Raw genomic sequence first — 25,160 nt, 5'->3', positions numbered from 1 at the left:
CGCCGCCGCGTCAGCAAATGACGCGGCGGCGCAGATACAGTGGGAGAAGCGCTTATTTGCCCAGCATTTCGTGGGCAGTCTTGCAGATGGTGGCAGCATCCAGACCGTAGAACTTCAGCAGGTCCCATGCCGGGCCGGAGCAGCCGAACACGTCCTGCACGCCTACGCGGCGCACAGGGGTGGGCAGCTTTTCGCTCAGCACGGCGCAGACGGCCTCGCCCAGACCGCCGATGACATTGTGCTCCTCGGCGGTGATGACCTTGCCGCACTCCTTTGCAGCCTTGAGGACGATCTCCTCGTCCAGAGGCTTGATGGTGTGGATGTTGATGACCCGGGCGTGGATGCCCTCAGCGGCCAGCTGCTCCGCAGCCATACGGGCTTCGTTGACCATCAGGCCGGTGGCGATGATGGCAATGTCGCTGCCCTCAGTGATCTGCTCACCCTTGCCGATCTCAAAGTGATAGTTCTCGGCATCGTGGAACACAGGCACAGCCAAACGGCCAAAGCGCAGATAGACGGGGCCTTCCATTGCGTAGGCAGCACGCACAGCGGCGCGGGCCTCCACATCGTCGGCGGGGCAGATCACGGTCATGCCGGGGATGCTGCGCATGAGGGCAAAGTCCTCGCAGCACTGATGGGAAGCGCCGTCCTCGCCCACCGAGATGCCGCCGTGGGTGGCACCGATCTTCACGTTCAGGTGGGGATAGCCAATGGAGTTGCGCACCTGCTCGAAGGCACGGCCGGCGGCGAACATGGCAAAGCTGGAAACAAAGGGCACGTAGCCCATGGTGGACAGGCCCGCGGCCACGCCCATCATGTTGCCCTCGGCAATGCCGCAGTCAAAGTGACGATCCGGGTAAGCCTTGCGGAACATGCCGGTCTTGGTGGCAGCGGCAAGGTCTGCGTCCAGCACCACCAGATCCTCGTGGCCCTCTGCGGCCAGCTCCTTCAGGGTGTTGCCGTAGCTTTCACGGGTAGCGATCTTCTTCACATCTGCCATCTTAGTTTTCCTCCTGCTCCAGCGCGGCGTATGCGGCGTTCAGTTCCTCAATTGCGATCTTGTACTCGTCATCGTTGGGGCCCTTGCCGTGCCAGTCCACAGAGTTGGTCATATAGGAAACGCCCTTGCCCTTTGTGGTGTCCATGATGATGCAGGTGGGCTTTGCAGTCTCTGCATGGAATGCCTGCATGGCGGCTTCGATCTGGTCGTAGTCGTGGCCGTCGATGGTGACGACATTGAAGTTGAAGGCCTTCATCTTCTCTTCCAGCGGGGCGCTGTTCATCACGGTCTCGGTGGTGCCGTCGATCTGCAGGTGGTTGCGGTCCAGCACAACGCACAGGTTGGAAAGGCCGTAGTGTGCAGCAAACATGAAGGCTTCCCAGCACTCGCCCTCTTCCACCTCGCCGTCGCCCACGATGGTGTAGACATTGATGGGCTTGCCGGCGTGCTTGGCACCCAGTGCCATGCCGCAGGCGGCAGAGATGCCCTGACCCAGACTGCCGGTGGACATATCCACGCCCGGGGTCTCGTTCATGTTGGGGTGGCCCTGCAGATAGCTGCCGATCTTACGCAGGGTCTTAAGGTCTTCCACCGGGAAATAGCCGCGCTCTGCCAGCGCTGCATACAGTGCCGGTGCAGCATGGCCCTTGGACAGCACCAGACGGTCGCGGTCGGCCTTCTTGGGGTCCTTCGGGTCAATGTTCATTTCCACGAAATAGAGGTAGCTCAGCAGCTCGGCGATATCCAGACTGCCGCCCGGATGGCCGCACTTTGCGCTGTGCGTGCCCTCGATCACGCCCATGCGGATGTGGCAGGCGTGCTTGGCCAGAGTAAGTTTTTCTGCATTTGTCATGATGGTCCTCCCGTATGAACCTCAGATTTGCACATGTTCAAAAAAGCCTTTCGTCAGCGCCGGTGCAGTCCTGCTGCCCGCAGCGCGCTCTTTTTCAAGTTTATATTAGCTATTCTATGCAAAAAGGTCAAGCTTCTTCATGCAAAATGTACACACGCGGGGAAATATTCATTGAAATTTGCCGCTTTTTGGTTAAATTGCAGGAACATGCAGCCCCTTGACCGCCCTTTTTTCTTTCCACTGTCTTGATTGACATTAAACGATCAGGTGCTGTACAATATTTTAAAAGCCGTTTTACGCTGCCTTTTATTTTCACTGGAGGATATCATGGAACGAAATTATAGCATCGACTTCCTTAAAATTCTTTTTGCCCTCTCAATTGCGTGCGGACACTTCAAAGGTTCTGTCCTTTCAAGCGACTTGATCGTTGAGCTGTTTTTTATTCTCTCCGGCTTTTTTCTCGTCAATAGTTTTTACAGCGGTAAATATCACGGCGATGCACTTTCTTACACCGCCAGCCGCTTAAAGCGGATCTACCCTTATTATCTGCTGGCCTTTCTCATCCTTTTTATTTCTTTCAAGTCTGCCGATCTGCTTCATCCCATCCGTTTCCTCTCTGATTTTGCTAATGCAGTTCCAGAAGTCCTGCTTGTACAGAGCATCGGCGTGTTTTCTGGCGGCATCAATTATCCGCTTTGGCAGTTGTCCACTCTGATCGTTGCCTCTCACATCCTGTTTGCACTTATAACAAAGGATGATCAAATCACCCTGAATGTGATCTGTCCGCTCACCGCGATTTGCTCTTTCACTTACTTTTCCAATGCATTTGGCACCCACACTGTGGAGTATTGGGGTGGGGTAGGCAACTTCCTTTCCGGCCCTCTTATTCGCGCTTTCGGTGCACTCTGCCTTGGCATGATGGTTCATCGTCCTCTTCTTGCACTTTCTGAATTTATCCGAATAAAGCTTTCTGACTGTGCTGCTTTTCTGCTTTCTGCGCTGCTCATTGTACTGTTCTGGCTTGCCCGCGACAGCTATGCCGCACACCTGCTGTTTATCGTTTTTCTTGCTTTTTGTCTTTCCGGAAAAGGCATCCCTGCTTTGTTCAACCACAAATTTTTCGCCTGCGGCGAAAAACTTTCTCTTGCCATCTATCTGAATCAAGCTGCGGTGATCTTCCCCACCTATCATAACATGCCGTTTCTTGCACGTTTTTCAGACACTGTACAAACGCTGCTCTTTATCCCGGCCATGTTGTTATTTGCTGTCCTGTTCCTTTTTATAGCCAATCACCTTTTCGCATGGATTCGGGCACAGATGGACAAAACCAGCATTGTAGCTTGACGTGCACCAGCCAAGTCTGCTATAATTTTCACAGATTCCGGTACGAAGCCGGGTGTGCGGACAGAAGCCCGTGTTCTCCATCCTGATGGAGCATTTTATCCACCGCTGCGCTTACGCAGCGGTGCAGCGCAAAGCCCACAGGGGGCCTTTGCGTTCTGCCATCTTATTTTTGCTGCTATAGACACCACGAAGGGGTCTGCCGTTGGCTTGTAAGCCGGGCAGACCCCTTTTTTGTCTGGCCAAAGGAGGAAGCTTTTTATGAAAACGAACCCCCATTCCACCACCCGCAGCCTCGTGCTGGCTGCACTGTTCCTTGCACTGGCCTTTGTGCTGCCCATGATCACCGGCCATGTGCCGCAGGTGGGCAACATGCTGTGCCCGATGCACTTTCCCATTCTGCTGTGCGGCTTTGTGCTGGGCGGCCCATGGGGCCTTGCCGTGGGCTTCATTGCTCCGCTGGTGCGGTCGGTGCTGTTCGGCATGCCGCCCATGTTCCCCATCGCCATTGCCATGGCCTTTGAGCTGGCCGCCTACGGCCTTGTGTCCGGCGTGCTCTGGCACAAGGTGAAGCACACCGTTCCCATGATGTACGCTTCTCTTGTCACCGCCATGGTGGCAGGCCGTTTGGTCTGGGGTGCAGTACGCTTTGTGCTGGCCGGCCTGACCGGTTCCAGCTTCCCGTTCAGCGCGTTTTTATCCGGCGCGCTGCTCACCGCCGTGCCGGGCATCGTGGCTCAGCTGGTGCTCATCCCGCTGATTCTGATTGCTCTGCAGAAGGCAAAGTTTATGGATTGACTTACTATTTAGGCTGCCCTCCGCTTTGCTCTGCAACGGCGACGACCGCTGCCTGCGGCAGAAACAAGGAGGAGCCGTTGGGGCTGCGGCCTGCTGGGTGCGAGTGCCGCCTAAGGCACGAAGCAGACACAGGGAGCCGCAACCCGAATATCTTCAGCGGAAATTTTATTTTTATTATTACAGAAGAGCAGCGGCTGCGGCCGCTGCTCTTCTGTTTTTTCACGGGAGGGGCCGTAATGAAAACGCCCTGCTGCCCGTTACATCTTTTCCCGTAAAAAGCGAAGGGGCTGTTGCCAAGAACTCCCTCCGTCACGGAGGGAGCCTGACATGACGGTAAGCTGTGAAGCCTCCCTCATTGAGGGAGGTGGCATCGCGTAAGCGATGTCGGAAGGAGTTTGGCAACAGCCCTTTTCTATATTTTTAAATTTTTCAGTTCTTCTTACCGGTCAGGAACTCCGGCAGGGGCTTGCCCTGCTTGCTCCACTGATGATACTCGGCGGTGGCAGCGAACTCCACGTCACCGGCAGAGTTCAGGGCAGTCTCCACAGAGTCCTGCACCACGCCGATGATGAAGCCGACACCCACCATCTGCATGGCGACATCGTTGGAGATGCCGAACAGGGAGCAGGCCATGGGGATCAGCAGCAGGGAACCGCCGGCCACGCCGGAAGCACCGCAGGCACCCAGAGCGCTCATGGCGCTCAGCACGATGGCTGCAGGCAGAGACACCTGAATGCCCAAGGTGTTAGCAGCGGCCAGCGTCATGATGGTGATGGTGATGGCGGCACCGTCCATGTTGATGGTGGCGCCCAGCGGGATGGAGACGGAGTACATATCCTTGTCCAGACCCAGCTTTTCGCACAGGGCCATGTTCACGGGGATGTTGGCGGCGGAGCTGCGGGTGAAGAAGGCGGTCAGGCCGGACTCACGCAGGCAGCGGAACACCAGCGGATAGGGGTTGCAGCCCAGATAGATAAACATGATGAAGGGGGAGACGATGAGGGCCATGAACAGCATGGTGCCCACCAGCAGGGCCAGCAGCTTGCCGTACTGGGTAAAGATGGCAAGGCCGTTGCCGGAAACATTGGTGTAGACCAGACCCATGATGCCGAAGGGTGCCAGATTGATGATCCAGCGCACGATCTGGGAGACCGCATCGGCGGTGTTTGCCATAAAGGTCTTGGTGGTGTCAGAGCCGATCTTCTTCATGGCCACGCCGAACATGCAGGCCCAGAACAGGATGCCGATGTAGTTGCCGCTCATGATGGCACTGACGGGGTTTGCCACAAAGTTGGTGAGCAGAGTGCCCATCACTTCGCCCAGACCCTGCGGCACCACGTCCGACTGGGCAGCGTCTGCCAGCACGACCGTGACCGGGAACATAAAGCTGGTCGCCACTGCGATGGCCGCAGCCAGAAAGGTGGTGAGCATGTACAGCCAGATGACCGTGCCGAAGCGGCGGTCCAGCTTGGAAGAGCCCTGTGCCAGAGCACTTGCCACGATCACGAACACCAGCACCGGGGCGATGCCCTTCAGTGCGCCAACGAACAGGCTGCCCAGTTCACCCACCCAGCCTGCACCGGGGGCCACCAGAGCCAGCACCGCACCGATGAACAGGCCGATCAGAATGCGAACGATCAGGCTGATGCCGTTGTAGCGGGCAACTGCCTTATTCAACGTTTTCATATAGACACTCCTCTTTCCTATTGTACGCCATTGGCGCACAGCTTCCTGTCTCTTACATGAGGACGGGTGTTATTATAGCACATACGGCAGAGAAATGAAAGCGTTTTCAGACATTTTTCGTTCACAAATTTGCATTCAGGTCGGCGCCCATGGGGGTTTTCCGTTGATCTGTATTTGCAGCAAGGACAGATTTAACCGTTCGCGGCTTCGTTCTCTCCGTCACCGTCGAGCGGCGCAGGGCGGAGCGAGCGGGGGCAAACAAAAAAGCCTGCGTGCGCAGTCCTGCATGGCAGGCTCTGCATCCGCAGACCGGGGCTCTTTGGGGGTGTATTCTGTTTCAACCCAGCGGCTGGGTGGGGGCAAGCTTCTGGTAGGCAAAGCGGGGCGAGCCGTCTGCCACATGGATGACACCGCAGCGGGTAAAGCCGTTCTTTTCCAGCAGATGCTGCATGATCTTGTTGTCGGCGTGGGTATCGGCACGCAGGCTCTGGCAGTGCTCCATGCTCCAGTCCAGCACGGCCTTGCCCACGCCCTTGTGCTTTCCGGCCGATGCCAGACGGTGCACCGTGCCATAGGGCAGGGTATCGTCCAGCCACTGGCCGTCCTCAATGGCGGCGTAGGTAGGGTCTGCCCCCAGAATAAAGGCAAATACGGCCTCGATCTGGCCGTTGACCACATAGAGGAACAACCGGTTCGAGTCGATATCCTCCTCCAGCAGTTCCTGCGGCGGGAAATTATCCCCCCACTGGGTCGGGTTGCCAGATGCCTTCATGACTGCACGTGCATGGGCGTAGATCTTCAGGATCTGGGGCAGATCCCCTCTCACTGCTCCACGAAACATTCATTCCACCTCGTCTTTTCTGCGCTGCGCTCGGTTCGGCACAGCACTTTGAGAATTGTTCTTATTGTACTACAAATTACCATAAAAATCCAGTTCCCGCACCAAAGTACCTTAAAATGCTCCAAAACGGCAAAAAGCAGGGGCTGCTGCACTTTCGGCTAAAACGATGTGCAGCAGTCCCTGCTTTTAGAGCAAGTACCTTATGCGCTGGCGCGGCCATGGCCGGTGCGCACCAGCCGGTATTCCCGCGGGCTGAGACCATACCGCTCGTGGAACAGGCGGTAGAAATAGCTGGTGTTCTCGTAGCCCACCAGAGAAATGATCTGCTGGATGTTCATGTCGCTGCGGCGCAGCAGGCGGGCAGCGGTCTCCATACGGTGCTTTTGCAGCAATTCCTTATAGGTGCGTCCGGTCTGGGCACGCACGCACTCGCTGACATATGCCAGCGAAACGCCGTACTCCCGTGCCACGTTGGAAAGGCTTGCTTCGCGGTAATTCTGGGTGATCTCTTTGAGTGCCGCCTGCACCAGTGCTTCGCGGCTGACCGTTCCGGCCCTGACTTCCGGCAGGATAAGATTCGTCTGTGTCATCTGCGTTTCCTCCGTAAAGGGTGCGGCGGGCGGGGACTGGGGGATGTCGGACGCCCGCCGCACAGGGAATGGCGGCTCCTGCCGCCCTACACCTCAGATACGAACCGACGCACCGGAATATTGCAGAAAGCTAAAAAATTTTTAGTCAATTTTCGTCCTGCAGAAAAAGACCGCTTCCGCACCGGGCAGAAACGGCCTTTTTCAGGAGAAATAAAGAAAACACGAACCCTCAAAAAATGAGGAAGGGAAATGCTCAGAACATGCTCTCGTCCTTATAGCGGCCGGTGCGCACGAACTGCACCCACTCGGCCACATTCACGGCGTGGTCGCCGATGCGCTCCAGATACTTAATGACCATCAGCAGGTCCAGCGCTGCGTCCACCTTGCCGGGGTCTTCGGCGATCTCCTGCGCCAGCTGATGCTTGATGGCATTGAAGTCGTAATCCACCTCGTCGTCTGCGGCGATCACCCTGCGGGCGGCATTTTCGTCCTCTGCCGTCAGGGCGGCAAGGGCATCCAGAATCATCTGGTGGGCCTTTTTGCCCATGGCAATGGCCTGACTTACCGCCGGGTCGCCCTCTTTGCGGACGGTAACAAGGTGAGGGATGATCTCGGCGATGTCGGCGGCATGGTCGCCGATGCGCTCAATATCCGTGACCACCTTCATGGCAGTGGAGATGCGGCGCAGATCGCCTGCCACCGGCTGCTGACGCAGCAGCAACGTCATGCAGCGGTGCTCGATATCCCGCTCCATATTGTTGATGCGGGCATCCTCCTTCACGATGGCCGCAGCCGCATCGGCATCAGCAACGCAGAGCGCTTCCAGAGCGTTCTCCACGGCATCGGCAGAGTTGCGGCCCATTTCGGTCAGCGAATTTTTCAGCGATTCCAGATCGGTGTCGTACTGTTTACGGATACTCATAGCTGTTTCCTCCTTTAACCGAACCGACCGGAAATGTAGTCCTCGGTGCGTTTATCCTGCGGTGCGCTGAAGATCTGGGCCGTGGGGCCCACTTCCACCAGCTCGCCCAGCAGGAAGAAGGCGGTGCGGTCGCTGATACGGGCCGCCTGCTGCATGTTGTGGGTAACGATGACCACCGTGTAGTTTTTCTTCAGCTCACTCATCAGCTCCTCCACCTTCATGGTGGAGCCGGGGTCCAGAGCACTGGTGGGCTCGTCCATCAGCAGCACTTCGGGCTTCACTGCCAGTGCGCGTGCGATGCACAGACGCTGCTGCTGGCCGCCGGAAAGGCCCAGCGCGCTCTTTTTCAGGCGGTCCTTCACCTCGTCCCACAGGGCCGCGCCCCGCAGAGAGCTTTCCACCAGCTCGTCCAGCTCAGCCTTATTGCGCACGCCGTGCAGCTTGGGGCCGTAGGTGATATTGTCGTAAATGCTCATGGGGAAGGGATTGGCCTTCTGGAACACCATGCCCACCCGGCGGCGCAGGTCTGTAAGCTGCATTTCCCGGGCAAAGATGTCCTCGCCCTTCAGCCGCACATCGCCCTCGATGCGCACATTCGGCACAAGGTCGTTCATGCGGTTGAGGGTCTTTAAAAAGGTGGACTTGCCGCAGCCGGAAGGGCCGATGAGAGCGGTGATCTCCCGCTCGCCCACGTCCAGCGAAATGCCTTTCAGCGCCTTGAAGTCGCCGTACCAGAGGTTCAGGTCTTTTGCCGATATCACCGGCACATTCGTGTTTTCCATAGAATACCTCATTGTTGAATTTCAACAGGAAGTTTACCGTTTCGACCCTTCCCGTGAAAAGGTAGATTTGAAAAATCCGCAGATTTTTCAAATCTACGAAATTAAAAATAATTTTCCGCTATTCATGGCCAGAGCGAATGCGGAGGCCATTTTGAACAGTAAAATCAAATTTTACTGTTTCTGTTTCAGCTTAGTCTTTGCCAGCCGCGCCGCAAGGTTGATGGCCAGCACCAGCACCAGCAGCACCGCGCCGATGCCCCATGCGGAATCAAAATCGCCGTCCTCAAAGGCACGCAGGTACAGCAGCACCGACAGGGTGGCACCGTTGGAGGTGTAGGCTTTGGCCACGCTCTTGGCAATGACCTCTGCGGCACCGGCGGTGAAGAGCAGGGCGGCACTTTCGCCCACGATGCGGCCCACAGCCAGAATGCAGCCGGTCACGATGCCGTCGATGCTGCAGGGCAGCACGATGGTGCGGATGATGTGCCACTTGCCTGCACCCAAGCCCATGGCACCCTCACGGTAGCCCTGCGGCACCGTCTTGAGGGATTCCTGCGTGGTTCGGATGATGGTGGGCAGGTTCATGACCACCAGCGTGAGTGAACCGGACAGCAGACAGGTCTGGAAGCCCAGCGCCTGACTGAACACCAGCATGCCCACCAGACCGTAGATGATGCTGGGGATGCCCGCCAGCGTTTCGTTGGTGAACTCAATGACCTCGATGAGCCGCCGGTTGGAGGCGTACTCGGTCAGGTAGACCGCCGCGCCCACGCCCAGAGGCAGTACGATCAGTAATGTCAGCACAATGACATACAGTGTGTTGAGGATGGCAGGCAGGATGCCGTCGGTCTTTTTCAGCACACTGGCAGTGGTAGAAAGGAACTTCCAGCTGATGTGGGGGATGCCCCGCACCAGCACCATGCCGATGATACCGGCCACCAGAACCATCACCAGAACGGCACTGGCCCAGACCAGTGCGGTCATGACCCGGTTCCACATCTGACGGGAAGGCGAAAGGCCCTTATTCATCGCGGCTTCCTCCCTTCAGCACAACGTTCAGCACAACATTGATGATCATGATAAAGACGAACAGCACCAGCGCGATGCTGAACAGCGCCTGCCGCTGCAGACCGCCGGCATAGCTCATCTCCTTGGCGATGGCGGTGGTCAGGAAGGTGACGCTGCGGAAGGGACTGTCCGGCATGTTGGGGCTGTTGCCTGCCACCATCATCACCGCCATGGCCTCGCCGATGGCACGGCCGATGCCCAGCACAATGCCTGCGGCAATGCCGCTTTTGGCTGCCGGAATGCTGATCTTGAACCATGTTTCGGTGTCGGTGGCACCCAGTGCCAGACTGCCCTGCTCATACTCCGGCGGCACGGCGTTCAGTGCCGTGACCGACACGGACACGATGCTGGGCAAAATCATGATGGAAAGCACCACGATAGCGCTCAGCAGGCAGGCACCGGAAGCCTTGCCGAAGGTCTTTGCCACGGCAGGCACCAGCACCTGCATGCCCAGCAGGCCGAACACCACGCTGGGGATGCCGGACAGCAGCTCGATGGCAGTAACCACCACGGTGCGCAGCTTGGGGTCGGCGGCCTTGGAGAGGAACACCGCCGTCAGCAGGCCGATGGGCACACCGATGATGGCAGCGCCCAGCGTGCCGTAGATGCTGGAAAGGATGAACGGCAGGATGCCGAACAGCGGCTGGGCTGCCGTGGAGGCCCACTTTGTGCCGAACAGAAATTGGAACAGACCGATCTTGTGGATGGCCGGCACGCCGGAGATCACCATGTACACCGAGATGAGCACCACGCAGCCCACCGCCAGCATACCGCACAGGAAGAAGATGAAGTTCATCACCGCTTCCAGCCATTCGGCGGGGGTGCGGGGCAGCCGCACCCGGCTCAGATAGGATTTTTTGTTCATAGCTGAAATCCTTTATAAAAGCCGCGTCGGCCCGCAGAAACGACAGCCCGACGCGGCAGTACTCTTGTTCAGATGCGGGGCAGGCGGTTCACCGGGGAGCTTTCCCAGGCAAACCACCCGGTAATTACTCGTTCACCGGCACAGCGCCTGCGGTGCGGATGAGGTCGGCAGCGTCCTTGCTGGTGGCAAAGTCCACAAAGGCCTGTGCCTGCTCAGACAGGGTCACGCTCTTGTTGGTGACGAACACGAAGGGACGCTGGATCTTGTAGCTGCCGTCCTTGACGGTGTCCTCGCTGCACTCCACACCCTCCACAGTGACCATGGCGACGGTGTCGCCCACAGCGGACAGGGAAGCGTAGCCGACAGCCAGAGGGTTGGCCTCCACAGCGCTGATGACAGCGCCGGTAGCGGTCAGCTCCTGTGCGTACTTGCAGCTGTCCTTCACGTCCACGATGCTCTCAAAGCCATCGCGGGTGCCGGAACCGGCCTCGCGGCCCACCAGAACGATCTCGCCGTCGTCGCCGCCCACATCCTTCCAGTTGGTGATCTCGCCGGTGAACATCTGCTTCAGCTGGTCCACGGTCAGGTCTGCCACCTTGCTGGCCTTGTTGACAACAATGGCGATGCCGTCCAGAGCCACGGTGGTGCCGTCCACGTCGTTCTTCTCGTCGTCCTTCAGGGCGCGGGAGGACAGGCCGATGTCCAGCGTCTTATCGGTAGCGCCGGTGATGCCTGCGCCGGAACCGGTGGGGTCGTAGCTGACGGTGACACCCGGCTCCACCTCGGCAAAGCCCTCGGTCAGGGCTGCGATGACGTTCTTCATAGAGGTAGAACCGCCGGTAGCCACATTGCCGGACAGGGTGCCTGCAGCGGTCTCAGCAGCGGCAGAAGAAGAGGTGGACTCCGCAGCAGAGGATGCCACAGTGGAAGAGGCTGCGCCGCCGCAGGCGGTCAGAGCCATAGCCGCAGCAGCAGCGCCGCAGACAGTGATAAACGAACGACGAGTGATCTTTTTCATAACCCTTTTCCTCCAATAAATGCCGAAATGCATTTCCGGCCGATGTTTTCTTGTTTCTATGTGTTTTCCTTGGGAACGGCCTTATTGTACCGCACCGCCGTGTGCGCTGCGACCATGTACGCGCAAAATGGAGGTAAAGCTTTTGCACAGGCTCCGGCGGCTGTGTCAAGCCTGCGTAAAGCCGGCATGAAAAGCCTGCGCTCAAATTTTACAAACAGGATAAATATGCCGAAAATACCATTTTCTGGCTGGGCAAAGTGACAAAAAAAAGAAGGCGCCCTCCATGGAGCGCCTTCTTTTTTGATCGCTGTCTAACGTGATCTGCGTTTAAAATCACCCTGCGGGCGTCGGGTCTGTATTCAGCACAAGGAATGTTTTATCCTTTTGTACGATATACAGCTTTCCCTCTACATTGTTGAGCTTGACCGTTACCTCCACCGGGGTTCCGGCGGCGATCTTCTCATAGGCTTCCTCTGTCGGGATCGTCATTTCGACATCGACGGTCGCCTTGCTCATGAACCAGTTCAGGCCTGCAAAATTCGACATCGCAAGCTTGCCGGTCGGTTTGACCGTACTCAGAGAAGCCGTGCCGATCTTACCCGTAAACATTCCTGCACAGGACAGTTCCTGGAATGTGCCTCCCGCATTCTTATTAAATGTAATATCTGCCTTTGCCGTGATCTTATACGAAGAGCTGCCGGTGCCATATTCTTCTGCACGCGTATTCGCACTGTACAGTTTCACCGTATATGCTCCCAGCTTCACCTCATCGGTCGCAGCACTTCCACCGCCGCAGCCGACCAGCACGCCGGACAAAGAGATTGCTGCAGCCGCAGCTGCTGCGCTCTCCATAAAGGTACGCCGGGTCATTTTTTCTGCCATAACATTGCCCTCCTCTAAAAGCGTTTTGCTGTGCTTTTAGCGTACCACTTTTTGGGAGTCTGTCAACAAAAATATGACAAAAAGGCGCTCTGTACACATAATTTGCACAGAGCGCCTTCTGCTCAGCAGTATTTTGTTCCGTCCGGGCAGTAGAACTGCACGTACTTCTGCCACTCGGTCTCGCTGATGGTGCGGCGGTAGCAGTCCACCAGGGCATCCACGGCCTGCCGGTCCGCAAAGGTACCGGCACCCGGGCAGTCCAGCACCAGAATGCGGAACCATGCATCAAACAGGTGCTCGGTGAAGCCGGTGTCCCGCGCGCCGCACCGGGAGTAAAAGCCCAGCCGCCGCACAGCCATAGCTTCGTCCTCCGCCTTATCCGGGCATTCGGCCTCAATGAGGATGGCCTGCGCACCGCGCTCGTGCTGCGGCAGGTCGGCCAGCAGCTGCGCGCCCAGCCCTGCAGCACGGTATTCCGGCAGCACGGCAAAGTAATCCAGCTGGCTCACCCTGCTGCCTGCCGGGCGCACCATGAGCAGGTACGCCGCCAGTGTTTCGCCGTCGAACACGCCCCATGTGTGGGCTGTGCCGTCCGCTTCGCTGTTCAGGATCATGCTCAGGGGCTTTAGCTCCGTGGGCGGAAAGTCCCGCCGCATTTCGTCCAGATAGACCTGCGTCAGTTCTTTTTCGTTCAGTTTCCGCCAGCTGTACACTTTGCTCATGGTTTTTCCTCCCGTATCTGCCTTTTGAACCAGTATAGCACACTCCGCGCGGGAACGCAAAAAGCCGCCGGGAGCGGCAGGTTCTGCCCTTCTCCCGGCGGCTTTTATGGGAATGCAGGAGCAACCAGTCTCCCGCACAAACTCCGTTCAGAATGCTGTGTGCGTTACAGCATCTTCTTCAGCTCGTCGTACACGAACTGAACCTTGGTGCCGATGATCACCTGGCAAGCGTTCTTGCTGGGGCGGATGACACCGGCAGCACCAGCGGCCTTGACAGCCTTCTCGTCCACCTTGGCGTTATCCTTGACCTCAAAGCGCAGACGGGTTGCGCAGTAACCAACTTCCTTCACGTTCTCCTTGCCGCCGACAGCAGCCAGAACAGCGGAAGCGACTTCGGTATAGTTGTTGTTTGCCAGAACGACCTTCTTCTCGGCCTCTTCGTCCTCGTCCTCACGGCCGGGGGTCTTCAGGTCGAACTTGGTGATAGCAAAGTAGAACACTGCGTAGAACACCACGAAGGCTGCGATGCCCAGAGGAATGATCATCCAGGTCTTGGCAGCTGCGGGCAGGGATGCAGAGAACACCAGGTCGGTAGCGCCTGCAGAGAAGCAGAAGCCAGCACGGAAACCGGAGTAGTAGGTGATGATGGTGAAGATGCCGTACAGGGCTGCGTACACAACGTACAGCGGGAAGCACAGGAACATGAAGCCGAACTCGAAGGGCTCGGTAACGCCGCAGACGAATGCGCAGATGGCAGCGGACAGAACCAGACCGATGGCGGCCTTCTTGTTCTTAGCGGTCTTGACCATAGCCAGAGCAGCGCCCAGGACACCGAACATCATGCAGGGGAAGAAGCCGGACATATACATACCAAGGCTCCAGCCCACATCAGCAGAGGTCTCGCCAGCCCAGAAGTGGCTCAGGTCGCCCAGACCGATGGTGTCGAACCAGAACACGTTGTTCAGAGCGTGGTGCAGGCCGGTGGGGATGAGCAGACGGTTCAGGAAGGCGTAGATGCCAGCGCCGATGCCGCCCATGCCTGCGATGCCGTTGCCGATTGCGACCAGAGCGTCGAAGATGACGGGCCAGACGAACAGCAGAACAACGGACACCAGAATGGAGATCAGACCGGTAGCGATTGCAACGAAGCGCTTGCCGGAGAAGAATGCCAGCCAGTCAGGCAGCTGGATATCCTTGAACTTATTGTAGCAGGCAGCGCCCACAACAGCGGCCAGAATGCCGATGAAGGAGTTGCCGGCGACCTTCTGGAAGGCGATGTAGGTAGCAGTGCCTTCTTCCAGGTGACGGACCATGCCGACCACACCGGGGTTCAGCAGCTGCTGCATCATCAGGAAGCTGACCAGACCGGCCAGACCTGCGGTGCCGTCGTTGTCTGCAAGGCCGACAGCGGCACCAATGGCAAACAGCCATGCCATGTTATCGATCAGAGCGCCGCCTGCCTTGACCAGCAGGAAGCCAACGGTATATGCTGCGCCGGAGGTTGCTGCACCGGGAACGCCCATAACGCCCGGAGCAAGGGCATAACCAAGACCCATCAGGATGCCGCAGATCGGCAGGACCGCGACGGGAAGCATCAAAGCTTTGCCCAGTTTCTGGAGATACTTCATCATAAAGCACATTCCTCCTTAAGAAATGTTTGTGTTTACAGACGCCTCTGGTTGCAGGCCGTCCATAATTCCGTAATAGAATAGTAACATATTTCCGCAAAAAAAGAAAGTCCCTTTCGCCTTTTTTCTATCAAAATGCATCAAAAGTCCTCATTTGGCAGTTTTTCAGTCGATAATTTTTGGGTTTTCCGCACAAGGGTCGTCTTTGTGTTGAAAATTCTTTTCTTTTTACGTACATTTTGCCCAAAGGCTTGCATCCCACAGCCGAATCGGGTACTATACTATTATAAAGAACATGCGCCCTCTCAGGCCGCTTCGCGTCCAGCTCTCCCAAAGGGAGAGCCCTTGGCAAAACCGCAAACTTTGCATGGACTGCCAAAGCCTCCCACTTTGGGGGAGGTGGCATTGCGCAAGCAATGACGGAGAGGGCGAGGATGCAAAATAAAAGGAGACAGCATTATGGAATGGACTGATATCCGCCTGACCGTGGCCAAGGCCGACGCCGACAACGCCGAAGCCGTTGCCACCATGATCGCCGAGGGCGGCATCTATATCGAAGACTACAGCGACATCGAGCAGCAGGTGGCCGAGATCGCCCATGTGGATCTGATCGAGCAGGAGCTGCTGGACAAGCCCCGCGATACCGTTATCATCCATATGTATCTGGAGCCGGGCGCTTCCCCCGTGGAAACGCTGGCCCTCATTGCCGCCCGCATGGAAGCTGCAAACATCGCCTACACCGTGGAGACCGAGGGCGTGGAGCAGGAGGACTGGCAGAACGGCTGGCGCAAGTATTACCACCCCCTGGAGATCGGCAAACGGCTGGCCGTGGTGCCCTCGTGGCAGCAGTACGACACTGACCGGGTGAAGCTGATCCTTGACCCGGGCCTTGCCTTCGGCACCGGCGGCCACGAGACCACCAGCCTGTGCATGGAAGCGCTGGACGAGCGGGTGACCGGCGGCGAGCGGGTGCTGGACATCGGCACCGGCAGCGGCATCCTTGCCATTGCGGCGCTGAAGCTGGGCGCTGCTGTGGCCGAGGGCGTGGACATCGACCCTGTGGCCGTGCGCACCGCAGGCGAGAACGCCGCGTTGAACGGTGTGCAGGACAAGCTGACCGTGCTGGTGGGCGACCTTTCCGATAAGGCCAGCGGCAAATACGACATCATCACCGCCAACATCGTGGCCAATGCCATCCTGTCTCTGGCTCCTGCCGTGCCGGGCCTGATGGCGGAGGGTGCCACCTTTATTGCCAGCGGCATCATCGACAGCCGCAAGGACGAAGTGATCGCCGGGCTGAAAAAAGCCGGCCTTGCCGTTGTGGAAGTGAAGGAGAAGCGCGGCTGGGAGTGCATCGTCTGCAAGAAAGCGTAAGGAGATTTTATGCCGCACCGTTATTTTACCACCGAGATCTCTGACGGCACCGCCACCCTGCGCGGGGCCGATGCCCACCATCTTGCCCGCGTGATGCGCGCAAGGCTGGGCGATACTGTCATTCTATGCGACGGCAATGCCGTGGAATACACCGCCACCATCACCGGCTTTGGCGATGAGTGTGTGGAGTTCCGGGTGGAGCCGGGCTATCCCAGCGCCGCCGAACCCAGCGTGGAGGTCACTCTGCTGGCCGGTTACCCCAAGCAGGACAAGCTGGAGCAGATCATCAAGCACGGCGTGGAGCTGGGCGCAGCCCACATCGTGCCCTTCTTCAGCCGGTATTGCGTGGCGGCGCCCAAAAAAGAGGAGCAGAAGAACGAGCGCTACAACCGCATTGCGGTGGAAGCCGCCAAGCAGTGCGGCCGGGGCATTCTGCCGGATGTGGCCCTGCCGCTGGCAAACTTCGGGGCCGTGTGCCGCACCTTTGCACAGTACGACCTTGTGCTGTTCTGCTACGAGTGCGGCGGCGCGCCCCTGCGCGACCTGCTGGCCGCAGCAAAGCCCGCCGATGGTGAAAAACTGAAAATCGCCATCGTGACTGGTGCCGAGGGCGGCTTTGCCGCCGAGGAAGCCGAGATGGCTGCAAAGGCCGGTGCCAGAACGGTGGGCCTTGGCCCCCGCATCCTGCGGTGCGAGACCGCCCCGCTGGCCGTGCTTGCGTCCGTCATGACCCTGACGGGGAATCTGGAGTAACCCTATCTGCTATTATAAAAGCCAAGGGGCTGTTGCACATACGACAGCCTCTATTTTTGTACGAATAGGCGTAAGAATCAAGCAGCATCAATGCCCAAAACAAAAGCATATGCAATAAATTTTCTCAAAAATCAGGAATTTTCGATGGATTTGTGATGCACATGCTTTTTGAATTTTTCGATTATACGTTTGATTTTAAAAATGGCTGCTGCACTTTCGGCTAAAACGATGTGCAGCAGCCCCTCTCTTTTTAATCTTTTATTTGCAGGATTTTTTGATATATATCTTTTCTTTCAGGAGTTGTCCACAATTCAAATCCACCTTTTTCTATTTTGTCAAAGGATAGTTGAATTGCATTTTTAGGATTAACATAATCCCCATATACTTCCATTTCTCCATTGAATCTTTTAAAAATAGCTTTTATACTTTCTGTGCTGTTATCTACTCCAATCCATCCCCTTTCCATGTCAAAGGCTGCCTCCAATGTCGTTCCACTCCCTGCAAAGCAATCCATCACAAGATCACCTTTATTAGAGGATGCTCCAATTATCATCCTTAACATTTCATAATTTTTTTCTGTCGGATACCCCGTTGTTCTTTGTGACTGATTTATGCTATCTCTATAGTCAAGCCATATGTCTTGAACTGGTATGCCTTTTTGCGGATCACAATACACCATTCTTCTTGGATTTCCTGTTGGACTCCAGTATATTTCTCCGGCTTTATCAAGTTCGTCTAATTTTTCTGGCGTATACTGCCAGTGTTTTCCCTTTGGCGGGAGTTTTCCTCTCCATTCCTTTCCCGTTTCTCCGTTCCTAATGCCCGGTGCATGAATCGGAACCTTTTTATATCGCCGCCCAGTTTTTTCATCAATGCATGGATACTGTTCTATCATTTTTTCATATTGCCATGGTTCATAAGGTCTGTTCCATACATAGTCAGACGTTTTAGAATAGAACAAGATATAATCCGATACATTTCCGTATGTATTTTTCGTGTAATTTTTGGTGCTACATTTTTTTCTGGTTATAAACGCTCTGCAATTTTTCTCACCAAACACTTCATCCATAATCAATTTCATTGTGAACGCCATATTACCATCCAAATGAAGGTAAATACTCCCGTTTGGCTTTAATAATTCTCTCATGACAATCAATCTTTGTCGTAGGAATTCAACATATTCGCCGCCACACAATGAATCACTGTATGCATGTATCTGTTCACGGTTCACAAAATTAAAACTTGTTGCAAAAGGTGGGTCAATATAAATAAGTGCTATCTTACCTTTCAGCCCATTATTCATCATAAATAGCAGCGCATCCATATTGTCCCCAAAAAAGAGTTTATTCTCCCCACTCTCATTTGCTGTTTCTATTTTTTTAAAAGTCTTATAGGATTTGCTTAATATATTTTCTTCCTTTTCCTTTCCATCATACACAATCTGGACTTTAATCGTCTCTTTTTTTCGTCTCGCAGTTTCCTTCGAGGGAACTCCGGTCGCCATTTTATCACTCTCCCTTTATCCACTCTTCCGTCAAACGTTCATCTATCATTCTTAGCGTAACAACTTTAACTTCACCATTGTGACGTTCCTCTATTTTAGAGTAATCCTCCCACATAGAGCCTAAAAGCAAACCCGGCCCGTCATTTAAAAATATCACCTTCGTATGAAGTCCATGCTCATGGACATACTGCAGCACCTCATCTGCACAATTTTTATATCCGCCTGTGCGGTCATCTTCTTGCGCACCTCCTCTATCACCATCGTAGCGTGCAAGGCCCACAGCATAAATTTCCTTTTTATCTTTGGAGGATATCACAAAGTCCAACGGGCGGCTTGTGTTCGGGTAATCTTTCCATATTTTTGATGCTTGCACATCTGCCCCTGCTCCTCGCGGCCCCCAAACACACAAATCCGGAAACTTCAATTGCATCATATCGAAGAATTTATCTGTCAAATCATATCCCTTTCTTCCTCGATCTTTATATTCCCATAACAACGCGCACAGTGCTTCATCCGGCATAGGACGTGCATCGAATTTCGCCTGCACTTCATGAATTGGCCGAAATTCGTCTCCGAACTCTCTGCAAATTTTGCTTGCCTGTGACTTTTTCTTCAACATTTCCACTGGTGTTTCCGGTGAAACGTACTTTCTGAACACTCTGCAAAGCTGTATTCTCATCCATGAACTTGGTGTCTGAGCAACATTTATAAGTAGCGCCTTTGAACTCTCAGACTGTTTTATAAGTCTTGAAAATGTCTCAAGTACCGGCGTGTACAATCGACATGCATCTTCTAGAATATCCGGATAATATTCACCTGTAGAAAGTGTTATATAATTCCGTCGTTCTTCCGGTTTAAAATCTCTGAAACACCGCATTTTACTCTCTCCTAATTTTTATATCCGTTATATTCACGACTCTGCTTCCAGCAGAGCTTTCTTCACATTCAAAAGGTTCTGCGGGCTCACCGAGAAGCTGCGCAGGCCCAGCTGCAAATACTGCACCGTGTTGGCCGGGTTGCCCACCGCAAGGCCGCAGATAGTCACCGGCACATTGCGCACCTTTGCGGCATCCATCACCATAGTGATGAGCTTTTTCATGGCCTTGCTGGCCGGGCGGTAGTAGTGCTCGGCGCTGGCAAGCTCCCGGTCTGCCGCGTGGGTGTACTGGGTCAGGTCGTTGGTGCCGACCACAAGAAAATCGACCCCGTGCTCTACAAATTCCTCAGCGGTCAGGCAGGCAGCGGGTACGCTGAGCATCACGCCGAACTTTGTATCTTCGTTGAACGCCACGCCGCGCTCCCGCAGGTGCTCGCGGCAGCGCTCCACCACACGCATGGCTGCGTCCCAGTCCTCCACATTCGTCACCATGGGGAACATCACCCGCAGCGGGCCGCGGGCGGCGGCGCGCAGCAGTGCACAGAGCTGCGTCTCGAACTGGTGGGGCTGGCGCAGACTGTTGCGGATGCCCCGCAGGCCAAGCTTGGAAGACTGCAGGCCCTGATAGGCGTCGGAAATGGTGCGGTCTGAGCCAAAGTCGAAGGTGCGCACCGTTACCGGGCAGCCCTTGGCGGCAGCAAGACAGGAGCAGTAGAAGAAATACTGTTCCTGCTCATCGAGGATGCGGCCCGGCAGCATCATGTAGCCGGTGCGCAGCAGGCCCACGCCCTGTGCGCCGGACTGCATGGCCGTGTCGATGTCCTCCGGCCCAAAGCAGTTGGCCAGCAGCTCAAAGGGCTGGCCGTCCTTTGTCCTGTTGGGCAGAGCATGCAGCTGCCCCATCTCTTCGTTCTCGCGCTGCAGCTCGCAGATGCGGGTCTCGGCCTGCTGGCGGGCGGCAGCGTCCGGGTCCAGCGTGCACTGGCCCCCGGTGGCATCCAAAATCACGGTGCGGCCGTCGCAGTCGTCCAGAAAATCCCGGCCCACCTGCACGATGCCCGGGATATTCATTGCCCGGGCAATGATGGCCGCGTGGCTCTGGCCGCTGCCCTCTGCCGTGATGATGCCAAGGATCATACCGGAGGGCACGCTGAACAGGTCGGTGGGCATCAGCCGCTCTGCGGCAAGGATCACCGGGTGATCCAGCGCCAGCCACATGCGGGGGCGGTTGGTGATGATGTTGATGACCCGGCGGCTTGCGTCGAGAATATCCACACTGCGCAGCTGCATGTAAGGGTTATCCTTCATGTTGGCCAGCTGGTCGGCGTAGCGCTGGCCCACCTGATTCATGGCCGCTGCCGCGCCAATGCCTGCATTGATGCAGAAGCGCACCTCGTTCATCATGCCCTCGTCGTCCAGCATCATGCTCTGGAACTGGAAGATGGCCTGCTCGCTGGGTGCGGCACGGTCTGCCATGGATTCCAGCTCGTCCTGTGCGGTGCGGATGGCATCGGTGAGCAGCTGCAGCTCCCGGGACGGTTTAAAGGGGCCCACGGTCGTGGTCTCCACATGGTGCTCCAGACGGCTCACCTGCCCCAGCACAAGGCCGGGAGAAGCGCAGGAACCTTTATACACTTTCATGTTCGGTCACCTCCGGCAAAAGCTCGGCTTCCGGCGTGGTCAGGGTGCGCCAGACCAGCGCCTGCAAAAAGGTATTGGGCAGCAGCGCGGCCAGTGCGGCCCGCGCCGCATCGGCACTGCCCTCAAACAGCGGTGCAAAGCTCTGCATCCGTGCCTGATCGCACTTTGCAAGGAATGCATCGCACAACGTATGGGTGGTGTAGTAATGGGCCGGGTCCACACCGGCATCTTCCGCGGCGGCTTCCAGCGGGGCAAGGTCGGCATCCTTCATCTTGGCCAGCAGCAGGGCCGCATCCGCCGTCAGGGTGACCGGGTATTTCTCCCGCACGGCCTTTTGCACCCGCTCAAATTTTGCGTGGAACGCAGCAGCGTCCGTGCAGCTCTGGGCATCACAGGAGACAGCATAGGCACACCCCCGCAGATATCCCATAGCGCGGCGGGTATCATAGTAGCCCAGCTCGATATTGCGGCGGGCGGTGTCGGGGTCAAAGTGCAGGATATCGCCCAGCTCCCAGTAGCTGCGCACCATCACGGTGGGCAGGCCGGTGAGGTTGGGGCGGGTGATGCCCACGCCTTCCAGATCGACGCACACCAGTTCATCCGCGCCCATGCGTTTGGCAAGACCGGTGGGCATGTTGTCGCTGTAGCCGCCATCCAGAAACTTGACCCCGTCGATCTCCCGCGCACGCAGCGCCGGGAAGCAGGCAGCGGAGGCCATCAGGTAGTCCTTGACCTTTCCTGCCGGGATCTCGTCCAGCGTCAGCTCCCGGGGCTTTAAGCCCCGCTGCTCCACCGTGACAAGGCCGAAGCGGATGGGAGCCGCGCGCAGGGCATCCTCGTCCAGAACCCGCTCCACGATCTCTTCCAGCGGGGTCACATCCATGCCGCCGGCTTTCACCACGCTGCGCAGGAACTGGTGCAGGGCCGAAAGGTCGGCATCCTCCTCCGGCAGCTCCATCACATCCTTGCTGCGGATGGCCAGCCACATATCGCGGGCCGTCTCGTACTGGTCCAGCACGAACATGGCACCGTTCAGGCTGCCAACGCTGGTGCCGGTAATGATCTGCGGGTGCCAGTCCAGCTCCATCAGCGCGCGCCACACGCCCACCTGATAGCTGCCCCTGGCTCCGCCGCCCGCCAGCACCAGAGCTTTGCACGGCGCACTGCGTTCATCCATTGCATCCGCCTCCTTTGATCGTTTCCGGTTTTGTTCAGATTATAGCATATTTCCAGAGAAATTTCTTCCGTTTTTTGTAAATTGATGCCTTTCTCCCGGCAAAGAAACATGGTATACTTGTCAGGATTTCAAAAGGAGGCATTCTCATGCACTGCAAGCAATGGATTTTTGATATGGACGGCACCCTGACCGACAGCATGACCGTGGTGTGGGAGGGTGCCCCCGACGCACTGCTGCGCCGCTATGGCCGCACCCCGCGGGGGGATCTGCGCGCCACACTGCTGAACATGGGAATGCAGGAGGGCGCACAGTATCTGATCCGGGAGTACGGTCTGCCGCTGACCGAGGAAAGCTATTTTTCCGTGATGCGCGAGGTGATCGCCGAATTGTACGAGACCGTGGAGCTGAAACCCGGCGTGCGCACGATGCTGGCAAAGCTGCAGGCCGAGGGCGCACGCATGTGCATCTGCTCCAACACCTGGGCCGAACAGTGCCGCACCGTGCTTACCCGGCTTGGCATCGCGCAGTATTTCTCCTTCATCGTGGAAGCGCGGGGCGTGCTGCACAAAAGCCGCCCGGAGGTGTTCTTTGAGTGCATGAGCCGTCTGGGCGGTGCAGACCCCGCCGCCTGCGCCGTGTGCGAGGATGCCGTATACGCCGCCGCCACCGCCCACAAGGCCGGGTATTACGTCATTGGCATTGCAGACCGCACCTCTGCCGCCGACGAGCCGGAGATGCGCCGCATCTGCAGCCAGTTCGTGCCCCGGTGGGATGCGCTGGACTGGACACGTGTGTAAGAAAAAAGGGCCGCAGCGTGCGGTTCTTTTCTTTATCTGATCCTTCTTTGCTCTTGCATTTTGTGCGCAAGAAGAGTATGATATTATAAATAGGACTGCCCCAAGGGGGAAGTGTCCTCATTTGTGAGAATACACTCTGTGATTTTTAATATAAAGGTATAATATCCGTAAAGAGGAGACCTTCCGTCATGAACAACCCACTCGTCAGCATTATCGTGCCTGTGTACAACGTGCAGAATAGTGTTGCCCGCTGTCTGGAGAGCATTTGTGCCCAGACATGGAAGAATATCGAGGTCATTCTGGTCAACGACGGGTCCCGGGACGAAAGCTTTTCCATCTGTGAGCAATTCCGTGAAAAGGACCCCCGCATCGTTCTGGTGGACAAATCCAATTCCGGTGTGTCGGAGACCCGCAACTGCGGCATGTCCCTTGCAAGGGGCAAGTATGTGCAGTTTGTGGACAGCGACGATTATCTCGACCCTGATTTTACCGAGCGGCTGGTGACTGCTGCCGAAGCGAACAACGCCGATCTGGTCATTGCACCTTACTGGATGGTGATTCCCGCCAACTCTTCCAAGGCCACGCAGGCACTGGAAAACCTGCAGGAGAACCTTGGCATCGATGCCGAGAAAAAGCCTGATGATATCCGTGAATACGGCTTCCTGCCCGAGGGCATCTACGACCGCGATACCTTTGCCCTGCGCCTGATGGAGAAGCCCGCATCCTTCTTCTACAGCGTGCTGTGGAACAAGCTCTACCGCCAGGATATTCTGGCAGACCATCATCTTCAGTTCACCAGCGAGGTGCGCTGGGCCGAAGACCTGGTTTTCAATCTGGAATACATTTTGTACGCCAATGTTTTCGTATCCATTTCCAAAGCGGGCTACCACTATGTGCAGAACCCCCAGAGCATCTGCCACACCCAGATCAATCTGGCTTCCATCGTGCAGAACAAACTGCAGGTGTTCCGCTATTACAAGGAGCTGTACACAAAGCTGGGCCTGTACGATCAGGTGCAGCCGCAGCTGTATAAATTCCTGACCGCGTTCTCCGAGAACGCCTATCCCTCCGGTTCTCCCCAGAAGATCATCATGGACATGGCCAACCGCTGGGGCTTTGGTGTTCTGGATGCTTCCGACAAGGAAAAGAAACACAAAACCGAACCCGATGCCTGATCTCCGGGCACGAAAAAAGAGCCGTGAAAGCGGCTCTTTTTTGTTTACCCTTTTACCGGTCGATCCAGCTGCGGAAGGCTTCGCGCACTGCACCCTCCCGTCCGCGCGGGATGGGGATGCGCGCACCGCTGCACATCTGCAGCTCGCCCGCCGTCAGCAGCTGTGCCGCCGCCAGATTGACCACATAGGAGCGGTGCGGCTGCAAAAAACGCCCGTCTTCCAGCAGCGGCTTTGCTACCTCGGCAAAGGACACCCGCAGCGAAAGGGACACCACATCCTCGCCGCTGAGCAGATGGAAGTGCACCACATGGTGGGTGCACTCCAGATATTCGATCTGCGCATAGGCCAGCGCCCGCAGGCCTTCGGCGGTGACAACGGTCATTGCCGGGCCGTACTCCGGCTCGGTGGCGCGGGCAAGCAGGGCCGAAAGCTCCTGCTGGTGCACCGGCAGAAGCAGATACTGCATGGCATCCACCCGGAAAGCGCTGTAGGCGTGGGCCGGTGTGCGGGCCGCAAAGGCCAGCGGAGCCCTGCGGCCCCGGCGGCGCAGCTCCGCAGCCGCCGAAAGCCCTGCCGGGGCCGCTACAGCGCCCAGCTCGATGAGATACAGGTCAAACCGTTCTCCCTCGGTGTCCCGGCGCAGCAGCGCATCTGCATCCGGCAGCTGCTGCACGATGCACGCATCCTGCCGCCGGGCAAAATATTCCATGCACTGGCGTTCCAGCCCGCTGCGCAAGGCCGCGTCCGGGCTGCATACCGCAATGTGAAATACCATCTCACATTCTCCTTTCCGCCAGCCGCCCGCCTTGATTTTTGCGCAGGGCTGGAGTATGATAAATAAAACTTTGCTGCATCGAAAAAAGAAA

At 56.7% G+C, this 25,160-nt stretch carries 24 protein-coding genes; 6 read left to right on the top strand and 18 right to left on the bottom strand.

The window, feature by feature from the left end; genetic code table 11:
* Nucleotides 1–52: 52 nt before the first annotated feature.
* Together J3348_RS08655 and J3348_RS08650 are read right to left on the bottom strand one after the other, a co-directional pair.
* Nucleotides 53–1,000: a transketolase family protein gene (locus J3348_RS08655; protein ID WP_005943680.1), complete on the bottom strand. Its 948-nt coding sequence runs from the start codon at nt 998–1,000 to the stop codon at nt 53–55.
* Nucleotide 1,001: 1 nt separating this feature from the next.
* Nucleotides 1,002–1,853, bottom strand: a complete 852-nt coding sequence (locus J3348_RS08650; RefSeq protein WP_207698774.1) for a transketolase — start codon at nt 1,851–1,853, stop codon at nt 1,002–1,004.
* Nucleotides 1,854–2,180: 327 nt separating this feature from the next.
* Here J3348_RS08650 and J3348_RS08645 point away from each other — a divergent pair, with 327 nt between their 5' ends.
* Complete coding sequence (locus J3348_RS08645) at nt 2,181–3,197, top strand: acyltransferase family protein (protein ID WP_207698773.1); 1,017 nt, start codon at nt 2,181–2,183, stop codon at nt 3,195–3,197.
* 258 nt (nt 3,198–3,455) lie between these two features.
* Nucleotides 3,456–3,992: an ECF transporter S component gene (locus J3348_RS08640; protein ID WP_154255740.1), complete on the top strand. Its 537-nt coding sequence runs from the start codon at nt 3,456–3,458 to the stop codon at nt 3,990–3,992.
* 429 nt (nt 3,993–4,421) lie between these two features.
* Here J3348_RS08640 and sstT read toward each other — a convergent pair whose 3' ends face one another.
* From sstT to J3348_RS08585, 11 genes are all read right to left on the bottom strand, one after another.
* Entirely contained in the window at nt 4,422–5,669 is a 1,248-nt protein-coding gene (sstT, locus tag J3348_RS08635) for a serine/threonine transporter SstT (RefSeq protein WP_347563429.1), read from the bottom strand.
* Between the two features lie 346 nt (nt 5,670–6,015).
* Nucleotides 6,016–6,519, bottom strand: coding sequence for a GNAT family protein (locus tag J3348_RS08630; protein ID WP_120080400.1), 504 nt, complete (start codon nt 6,517–6,519; stop codon nt 6,016–6,018).
* 200 nt (nt 6,520–6,719) lie between these two features.
* A complete protein-coding gene (locus J3348_RS08625) occupies nt 6,720–7,109 on the bottom strand; it encodes a helix-turn-helix transcriptional regulator (protein ID WP_097774562.1) in 390 nt (129 codons plus the stop codon).
* 253 nt (nt 7,110–7,362) lie between these two features.
* Nucleotides 7,363–8,031: a phosphate signaling complex protein PhoU gene (phoU, locus tag J3348_RS08620; protein WP_097774561.1), complete on the bottom strand. Its 669-nt coding sequence runs from the start codon at nt 8,029–8,031 to the stop codon at nt 7,363–7,365.
* A gap of 14 nt (nt 8,032–8,045) precedes the next feature.
* Nucleotides 8,046–8,813 carry a phosphate ABC transporter ATP-binding protein PstB gene (gene pstB, locus J3348_RS08615; protein WP_005943706.1) on the bottom strand — a complete coding sequence of 256 codons (768 nt, stop codon included), beginning with the start codon at nt 8,811–8,813 and terminating at the stop codon, nt 8,046–8,048.
* A 171-nt stretch (nt 8,814–8,984) separates the two neighbouring features.
* Nucleotides 8,985–9,842 carry a phosphate ABC transporter permease PstA gene (pstA, locus tag J3348_RS08610; protein ID WP_097776899.1) on the bottom strand — a complete coding sequence of 286 codons (858 nt, stop codon included), beginning with the start codon at nt 9,840–9,842 and terminating at the stop codon, nt 8,985–8,987.
* Nucleotides 9,835–10,746 (bottom strand): phosphate ABC transporter permease subunit PstC, encoded by a 912-nt coding sequence (pstC, locus tag J3348_RS08605; protein WP_097774558.1) that lies wholly within the window; start codon nt 10,744–10,746, stop codon nt 9,835–9,837. The genes pstA and pstC overlap by 8 nt, the downstream gene beginning before the upstream one ends.
* 124 nt (nt 10,747–10,870) lie before the next feature.
* Nucleotides 10,871–11,764 (bottom strand): phosphate ABC transporter substrate-binding protein, encoded by an 894-nt coding sequence (locus tag J3348_RS08600; RefSeq protein ID WP_082210864.1) that lies wholly within the window; start codon nt 11,762–11,764, stop codon nt 10,871–10,873.
* Nucleotides 11,765–12,097: 333 nt separating this feature from the next.
* Nucleotides 12,098–12,646, bottom strand: coding sequence for a hypothetical protein (locus J3348_RS08595; protein WP_207698772.1), 549 nt, complete (start codon nt 12,644–12,646; stop codon nt 12,098–12,100).
* Between the two features lie 122 nt (nt 12,647–12,768).
* A complete protein-coding gene (locus J3348_RS08590; protein WP_207698771.1) occupies nt 12,769–13,368 on the bottom strand; it encodes a GNAT family N-acetyltransferase in 600 nt (199 codons plus the stop codon).
* 164 nt (nt 13,369–13,532) lie between these two features.
* Nucleotides 13,533–14,999, bottom strand: a complete 1,467-nt coding sequence (locus J3348_RS08585; protein WP_207698770.1) for a PTS transporter subunit EIIC — start codon at nt 14,997–14,999, stop codon at nt 13,533–13,535.
* A 456-nt stretch (nt 15,000–15,455) separates the two neighbouring features.
* On the opposite strand from J3348_RS08585, the gene prmA reads away from it, so the two are divergent.
* Together prmA and J3348_RS08575 are read left to right on the top strand one after the other, a co-directional pair.
* On the top strand, nt 15,456–16,370 hold the full coding sequence (prmA, locus tag J3348_RS08580; RefSeq protein WP_207698769.1) for a 50S ribosomal protein L11 methyltransferase: 915 nt from the start codon (nt 15,456–15,458) through the stop codon (nt 16,368–16,370).
* A gap of 9 nt (nt 16,371–16,379) precedes the next feature.
* A complete protein-coding gene (locus J3348_RS08575; RefSeq protein WP_097774554.1) occupies nt 16,380–17,123 on the top strand; it encodes an RsmE family RNA methyltransferase in 744 nt (247 codons plus the stop codon).
* Nucleotides 17,124–17,373: 250 nt separating this feature from the next.
* Here J3348_RS08575 and J3348_RS08570 read toward each other — a convergent pair whose 3' ends face one another.
* The 4 genes from J3348_RS08570 to J3348_RS08555 are packed head-to-tail and all read right to left on the bottom strand — an operon-like array spanning nt 17,374 to nt 22,322.
* Entirely contained in the window at nt 17,374–18,627 is a 1,254-nt protein-coding gene (locus J3348_RS08570; RefSeq protein WP_207698768.1) for a site-specific DNA-methyltransferase, read from the bottom strand.
* 4 nt (nt 18,628–18,631) lie between these two features.
* On the bottom strand, nt 18,632–19,504 hold the full coding sequence (locus J3348_RS08565) for a bstEII (RefSeq protein WP_207698767.1): 873 nt from the start codon (nt 19,502–19,504) through the stop codon (nt 18,632–18,634).
* Between the two features lie 33 nt (nt 19,505–19,537).
* Complete coding sequence (locus J3348_RS08560) at nt 19,538–21,145, bottom strand: putative PEP-binding protein (RefSeq protein ID WP_207698766.1); 1,608 nt, start codon at nt 21,143–21,145, stop codon at nt 19,538–19,540.
* Nucleotides 21,132–22,322, bottom strand: a complete 1,191-nt coding sequence (locus tag J3348_RS08555; protein WP_207698765.1) for a patatin-like phospholipase family protein — start codon at nt 22,320–22,322, stop codon at nt 21,132–21,134. Before J3348_RS08555 ends, J3348_RS08560 begins: the two co-directional genes overlap by 14 nt.
* Before the next feature lie 146 nt (nt 22,323–22,468).
* Between J3348_RS08555 and J3348_RS08550 the strand changes: the two genes are divergently transcribed.
* A complete protein-coding gene (locus J3348_RS08550) occupies nt 22,469–23,119 on the top strand; it encodes an HAD family phosphatase (protein ID WP_005943748.1) in 651 nt (216 codons plus the stop codon).
* A 188-nt stretch (nt 23,120–23,307) separates the two neighbouring features.
* On the top strand, nt 23,308–24,294 hold the full coding sequence (locus J3348_RS08545) for a glycosyltransferase (RefSeq protein ID WP_207698764.1): 987 nt from the start codon (nt 23,308–23,310) through the stop codon (nt 24,292–24,294).
* 52 nt (nt 24,295–24,346) lie between these two features.
* Here the strand turns inward: J3348_RS08545 and J3348_RS08540 are convergent, their stop codons facing one another.
* A complete protein-coding gene (locus J3348_RS08540; protein WP_154255750.1) occupies nt 24,347–25,069 on the bottom strand; it encodes a LytTR family transcriptional regulator DNA-binding domain-containing protein in 723 nt (240 codons plus the stop codon).
* Nucleotides 25,070–25,160: the final 91 nt, after the last annotated feature.

The sequence above is a fragment of the Faecalibacterium sp. Marseille-Q4896 genome, assembly GCF_017377615.1.
Classification (GTDB): domain Bacteria; phylum Bacillota; class Clostridia; order Oscillospirales; family Ruminococcaceae; genus Faecalibacterium; species Faecalibacterium taiwanense.
Note: the sequence above shows the minus strand (reverse complement) of the source record. Positions and strands in the feature narration are given on the sequence as shown.